The organism is Streptomyces sp. MCA2, assembly GCF_023544705.1.
GTDB lineage: Bacteria > Actinomycetota > Actinomycetes > Streptomycetales > Streptomycetaceae > Streptomyces > Streptomyces decoyicus.
Genome location: NZ_JAMJFM010000063.1, coordinates 45,989 through 52,214, shown reverse-complemented (window position 1 = coordinate 52,214; position 6,226 = coordinate 45,989). Strand labels below are relative to the sequence as shown.

At 65.7% G+C, this 6,226-nt stretch carries 6 protein-coding genes; 2 read left to right on the top strand and 4 right to left on the bottom strand.

The annotated features are described in order from the left end of the window. Nucleotides 1–105: 105 nt before the first annotated feature. Nucleotides 106–1,224 carry an RICIN domain-containing protein gene (locus M8I34_RS35690; RefSeq protein ID WP_250056910.1) on the bottom strand — a complete coding sequence of 373 codons (1,119 nt, stop codon included), beginning with the start codon at nucleotides 1,222–1,224 and terminating at the stop codon, nucleotides 106–108. Between the two features lie 737 nt (nucleotides 1,225–1,961). On the opposite strand from M8I34_RS35690, the gene M8I34_RS35685 reads away from it, so the two are divergent. Then, the gene (locus M8I34_RS35685; protein WP_250056908.1) at nucleotides 1,962–2,501 is read left to right on the top strand and encodes a GNAT family N-acetyltransferase; all 540 of its coding nucleotides are present in this window, start codon (nucleotides 1,962–1,964) and stop codon (nucleotides 2,499–2,501) included. Between the two features lie 341 nt (nucleotides 2,502–2,842). On the opposite strand, the gene M8I34_RS35680 is transcribed toward M8I34_RS35685, so the two are convergent. Further along, complete coding sequence (locus M8I34_RS35680) at nucleotides 2,843–3,391, bottom strand: DUF1062 domain-containing protein (RefSeq protein ID WP_250056906.1); 549 nt, start codon at nucleotides 3,389–3,391, stop codon at nucleotides 2,843–2,845. Nucleotides 3,392–3,807: 416 nt separating this feature from the next. On the opposite strand from M8I34_RS35680, the gene M8I34_RS35675 reads away from it, so the two are divergent. Then, nucleotides 3,808–4,407: a hypothetical protein gene (locus M8I34_RS35675; RefSeq protein WP_250056904.1), complete on the top strand. Its 600-nt coding sequence runs from the start codon at nucleotides 3,808–3,810 to the stop codon at nucleotides 4,405–4,407. Between the two features lie 411 nt (nucleotides 4,408–4,818). On the opposite strand, the gene M8I34_RS35670 is transcribed toward M8I34_RS35675, so the two are convergent. Both M8I34_RS35670 and M8I34_RS35665 read right to left on the bottom strand, forming a co-directional pair. Beyond that, a complete protein-coding gene (locus tag M8I34_RS35670) occupies nucleotides 4,819–5,277 on the bottom strand; it encodes a hypothetical protein (protein WP_250056903.1) in 459 nt (152 codons plus the stop codon). A gap of 106 nt (nucleotides 5,278–5,383) precedes the next feature. After that, a complete protein-coding gene (locus tag M8I34_RS35665) occupies nucleotides 5,384–6,079 on the bottom strand; it encodes a hypothetical protein (RefSeq protein ID WP_250056901.1) in 696 nt (231 codons plus the stop codon). Between the last annotated feature and the right edge of the window lie 147 nt (nucleotides 6,080–6,226).

The window sequence follows — 6,226 nt, the reverse complement described above, 5'->3', positions numbered from 1 at the left end:
GGTCCCCGTCATGCCTAGGTCTCGGTTCGAATCCCGAAGGCGGCTCAGTCGAAAAGCCAGATCAGACCCCTGTCTGATCTGGCTTTTCTCATGGGGCGGAAGGTGTTACGCGCGCCCGGGATCGTGGTCCTTGCAGACCTGCTGAGCGCTGTCAGAACTGCAACCGATCAAGTCGCTGCTCTTGGAGTCGGTGTCATCCTTGGCCGGGACGGTGGCGGTGCCGGCGCCGGTCCACGAATTCCCCAGGTCGTTGGTGATCGTCCAGGTGCCGGTCACCTTCTTCGTCAGCTGGGCCCGCAGGAACCAGCCGTAGTGATTGGGCTTGATGTGGATGGTGGCGGATCCGCCCTGTGTGTTGTCCGTCCGCCAGCTGTTCGACCAGTTGCCCTGGATCGCCACGTCGACCTTCCCCTGCACGGGCCCGTCCTTCGGACCGAAGGTCACACCCGCCGTGGTGGTGACGGATCCGCCCGCGGTGTAGGTGTAGCCAGTGGTCTGGCTCCAATTCACCTGCTTGTCCATGATTTCGCTCGTGCCGTTCATTATCCGCCCGCCGTCGGCCGTCACGTTCTGGAAGTCGCCGAGGGTCGCTGTGGCGCTGCCATCCACCTTGTAGTCGGCCATCGGGATGACGCTCGACTTGTCGTCGAACTGCTTCAGGGCGTACACGGTGGCCAGCGTGCGCAGCTGCGCATCCTCGGTTCCGGCGGCGAGGACCCAATTCTGCGTCGCGTCACCGCGGCTGCAATCACGGGCTCCGACTATGGAGGCAGTGCCCATGCTGTGGAGGGGCTTCATGCATTTGTTGTCGCCGACGTGGCGGATCAGATACGTACCCGCGTCGGCAGCATCGCCGCTCACCGGCTGGAGATACCACTTCTGCGCATCGGTGTCACCGCAGCCCGACTCGCTGAGATCATCGGGGTAGGTAGCGCTGGACAGATCGAGGCACTTGCTGGAATTTCCGTTGACCAACCGGAAGGTGCCGTCCTCATTGGGAACGATCTTGAATTTCTGCTGCGCCGAGTCGTCCTTGTTCCAGAGGTCATAGGTCGTCCCACCGGCGTACTCGTTGCCCCAGCGGAGTGCGAGAGAGCCGTTCTGTGCCGACGTGGATATGGAGACAGGGATCTCTGCGGCGATGCTTCCGGTGTCCGCGTGCGCGGCCACCGCGTTGAGCGGCGAAAGCACGATTCCCAGCGCCGCAACCGGGACCGCCAGCACCGCGGCGGTGATACGCGGCCCCGGGCTCCGGGGGGTCATCTCAACGGTCATGGTTCCTTTTCCTCATTCCATAAGCCGTGCTCATGGGGCCGGGGCAGGTGCCCCGAGCGGTACCCGCGGCATGGTCTCCAGCCGGAGGCCCTGGCGGGCAGCAGTTCACCCCGTCCGCCTGGTCCACCTGGTCCGTCTGATCTGCCGTGATGCGATCGACAACGTAATCGCGGGTGGCCGGATGAACATCCGTCATCTGACGGATAACGCACTCGATTGCGGGCGGCTTCGCGATGGCGACCGGGAGTGCCGCCGTCGTCCTCGCGCTGCTGAGCGGCCTGGCCTGGAGAGGTCTGCGTGAATCAGGCCGTCGTGGGCACTGACGTCTGCTCACGGGATATCCATCTGCTCACGGCGTTCGTCATTCCGTGCACGGAGCGCAGGACGAGCATTCTTCGGCAGCTGCGACTTCCGTGTCGAGGCACCGCGGTCTGGGCCGTGCTCTCCCCGGGCACACACTGCCCGCGAACCGAACGGTCCCGACTTCCTGCGAAGCGACCCGGTCCGGCTTGGGCTTCCCGCAGTCCCTCATCAGATTTCCCAGCTCACAGAAGGGTGATCAGGAGGGCGGAGAGGAGAAGCGCTGTCTGATGCAGGGCCGGGGAGGAGAAGTGTGCTGTCTGATGCAGGGCGGGGAGTTAAGCGTCTCCCGTTCGGTTGGTTTGACCACCTGTTAGCGTGCGCGGATGGAAGATCTGGGACCCGTGGCTTGGCCGCCTGAGCCGATCAGCACCGAGAGGCTCGTGCTTCGTGAGCCCGAGACCCGGGACCGTGCGCGGTTCATCGAGCTGCTCACCTCGCCAGAGGTGCACACCTACCTCGGCGGCCCCCGGCCGCGTGACGAGCTTGAGCGCGGGATGTCCGCGGCGCCCGAGCGGTGGCCCGGGAGCTTCGTCGTTGATTTCGACGGGTCGATGATCGGCCAGATCCTGCTCAGGAGAGCAACGGGGCCCAGTCGCCCGGCTGCCGCGGGGAAGGCCGATCTCGGCTACCTCTTCCTGCCGCGGGCATGGGGATTCGGGTACGCCGCCGAGGCGTGCGCGGCGGCACTCGGCTGGCTCGCCGGCGCGCTTCCCGGCGAGCCGGTGGTGCTCAGCACCCAGACCGCCAACGTCGGCTCGATGCGTCTCGCGGCGAAGCTGGGGTTCACCGAGGTGGAGCGGTTCGAGGCCTGGGGCGCTGAGCAGTGGCTCGGCATGTTGTCCCCCGTCACGCCGTCCAGTTGAGTGTGCGACGGAACCGCCGGCGAGTACCCGCTCATACACGCGCGAGTGGCCTGCCACCGCGACTTGCCCGCGCGCATGTGGTCCGCGAGGTGGTGACCGACGGAGAAAACCGCTCACCCGCCCGTCTGGAACCGCTCCGGCGTGCAGTCGAGGACGAGCTCCGCCAGCGCGAGGAAGCCGTGGGCGGAGTGCAGCAGGTCATCGTCCTGCGCGGCCGGCCCTCCTGATCCCAAGGAGGGCTGCTCACGTTCCTCCGGCAGACCGAACAGCGGGCCATGCCCTTGGGTCTGCTTCGTGCCCGCCCAGCCTCCCCTCAGCCGCACGCTACGGGGCGCGACGGCTCAGCGCTTGAGCGTGAAGGTGAAGTCGGCGGAGAGCTTGCCGCTCAGCCGGACTGCCGATACGAGTTTCCCCTCCGTGATCAGTCGCTCGACCTCGGCCCGCGAAAGACCGCAGCCTTCAGCGATCAGTCGCACCGGCCGGACAGGAATCCGCGCCGCAAAGCGGACCGAGACGTCGATCACCTCGCGGTCCAGGTGATCCGATCCGCCGGTGTCGAGGCGCCAGGCGTTGTCCCAGTCGAGGGCGATGCGATTACGGCGCCGCACGACCGGATCCTGGAGCAACTCGGCTGCCAGGGCAGGGTCGTTGTCATGCATCCGGTCCAACAGTCCAGGCCGTACGGAGCGTATGTTCATCCGCTCCAGGACCGTGAGCTTTGCCGTGTCCCCGCAAGCGGTACAGAGCACCAGGAGCCAGGCGTCGAGGAGTTTGTGGTTTGCGTTGACGCGGAATTTACCGTTTGCCCGGAAGTGTTCGGACGCGCACGCGTGGCAACGGCGGCGAACGAGCGGCAGGCAGGCGGGCATGACCACCCAGTTTTCGAGCACAGAAGTACACCGGTTTCAGTGAGAAGTCCGCAGCAAAAAAGAGCGCGGCGCAGATGCGCGACGCGCGACAGATCAGCTCTCGGGAGGTCTCACAGGGTGTACAACGGCACGTCCTTGCCTGGACGACTTGGTTCGGCAGCACGGTAATGGCGCACAGCGGCGCTGCTCCACTGGTTTTCGAGCGCCTCACGGCCAGGTTTCATCCGAGGGGAAGGAGGCCGTGACCGTGGCAGCCCCTCGCCTCGGGCTCCGGCCATGACCTGCCTGACGAGCCGCGGAGTCGCGCCAAAGGCTCCTCGGCCTCATGCATCGCCTTCGTGAAGGATCGCGTTGAGGGGTCGTCAAAGGGATGTTAATCGCCGCTACCTAGGCTTTCTGGCGCATCGATCACCGATCAACGGCGAGGTGGAGTAGGCATGTTGTTCCGCACGCGAGGTGGGGGCACGGTTTCTTCCTTATACGCCGGGGCGAAATCACCCCGGCGGCGGGCCGCGGTCATGGCCGGGGTGCTCGCGAGTGTGTCCGTGGTGGCGCTCGGTACGGCTTCCGCGGCGTCGCAGGTTTCGGGGGAGTCGACGTCGGCCGCTGTGCAGCCGGCTCCGGCGACCGATGCGGTGCGTGAGCGCTGGCAGCCGCCTACGGGCCAGAGCGAGGGCCCCGGGGCCGCCAGGGCGGAGCCAGGCAAGATCAACACCGACTTCGTGATCAGCGAGGTGGCGCCGGCCCAGTACAAAGGCTGGTGGTACCAGACCCACGGTAAAGGGATCAGCGTGACGTGGATGGCGCCCTCGGGGCGGGATCCGTACGACAGTTGGGACTGGGTCGAGATTCAGGACCGCAACGGCAAACGTGTGACGTGGGACTGGGCCTGTGGCCACGACCACTGCGGCGGGTACGGCTCGACCCTGATCAGCGCGAACCTGAAGAAGGGCGCGGAGTACAAGGCCCTCTTCTGGAGCGACGGGGGCCGGGTCACCAAGGGCCGGCTGCGGGCCGAGTTCGCGTTCTGGGCCTGACCTGTGATGGCGGGTCGGCTCAACTACTACGGCTGTTTTCAGGCCGTGCGGAGCTGACCCCCTTCGTGATGCGCACCAACGCCGCCTCCCCCTCGGGTTGCGCATCAACGCCTACCTGGTGCGCTGGATCCGTCAGAAGCGCCAACGGCTTGCGGCGGAGCGGAAGGCAATCGCGAAGATGCAGGAGGGCGACCAGCGACACCCCCGCATGTTCGCGTGCTGACGCCTGACCGCGAGTGCCGTAATGGTCTGCTGATCAGAGCGACAAGAGCGTGTGTAGAGGCGACTTTTACGCACGGAGGGTGTGGGGGAGCTGGGGGAGATCCCCCTCGGCTACTCGGCAGAGGAGTAACGAGATGGGATAACCCCCAGGTGAAGCAGGGGATCTGCGTTCACGACCAGGTGATCACGCTACAGAGTGATCGCGGGGGTGTTGCCGTGTCCCTTGATCTGGATGTGGACGCGGGTGTGGTTGGGGAGTCCCAGGGGCTTCTTCATCTTCCATTCGGCCCGGTAGACGTGGGCGGTGCCGGCGACCTTCTTGGCCTTGATCCACTTCTTGCCGTTGTAGGCGTAGGGCTTGGCCTTGGGCTTGTCGATGATGAGCTTCATGTAGACGGGCCCCGCGGCGGCCTTCTTGGTGTACCAGTCGCCGTCGGCGGTGTAGAGCTTGTTGGTCTTCTTGTTGGCGCACAGGTCGATGGATTTGGTGTAGGGGAGCTTCCCTGCGGGCCCGTTGTCCTTGGTGTATTGGATCGAGCCCTTGGGGCAGCCTTGGGGCGGGATGACGGGGGCGGCGTGGGCGGCCGCGATGGGGCCGGCGAGGATTCCGGCGGCGGTGAGGGCGGTCAGGGCGGCGCGGGTCTTCACGTGGGGCTCCTTCGGACGGTGTTCGGGCAGGGGCGAGGCCCAGGGCGGGAGGGTGCCCTGGGCCCTCGCTGTTGTGCTCCCCTGGCACAGGTCAGGGGCGGTGTGGTCAGCCGTTGTTGGCCAGGCCGGCGCGCACGCGGGACTTGTTGGCGAAGACCTTCTCGGTCTTGTAGACGGCCTTCTTGCCGAAGGACTTCACCTGCGGGGTGGCGGTCCAGATGGTCTGGGCGAAGCTGCCCTTGACGTTGACGCGCTTGTTGTCGATGGCGATGGCCGCGTTGACGTTCTTGACGCCGGCGGTGGCCGTGGCGCGCTTGGACGCCTTGGGGGCGGTGCCGAACTTGATGGAGATCGTCTCGGCGGTCACCGGGATGTTGAAGATCTTCTCGATGACGGTGAAACGGACGGTGGCGGTGCGCGCCTTGTCCTTGGCGATGGAGGTGTTCGTCCGGGTGACGAAGGTGACTTCCTTGTTGTACTTGTCGGTGGTGGTCACCGGCTTGTTGAAGCGGACGTTCACCTTGCCCTGGAGGGCCTTGTAGACCTTCCGGTCCTGGAGGTCCTTGAGGAAGACGGCCTTCTGCCTCTTGTTGAGCTTGCTGAACTTGACCAGCGTGGTGCGGGCGTGGCTGGTGTGCTGCTTCTTGAGGTACTTGGTGTAGCTCTGGACGGTGAGCTTGGAGGGCTTCTTGGAGGCCGCGGAGGTGTGGCTGTCGGCGTGGGCCATCGGCGACAGGACGGCGATGCCGGCGAGGGTGGCGATGGCGCCGGTGGCGATGCGGCCCGGGGTGCGAGTGAGCATATGGGACTCCTGGTAAGGGCATGGAGATGTGTGATCGCCAATGACCTTAGGAATCCTGAGTGTTGACCGAAATTGTCTCTTGAGGCAGCGCCCCAAAGGACACCTCCCTAAGGGGCAGTGTCCTTTGGGGCGCTTTGCTTGCGCAGG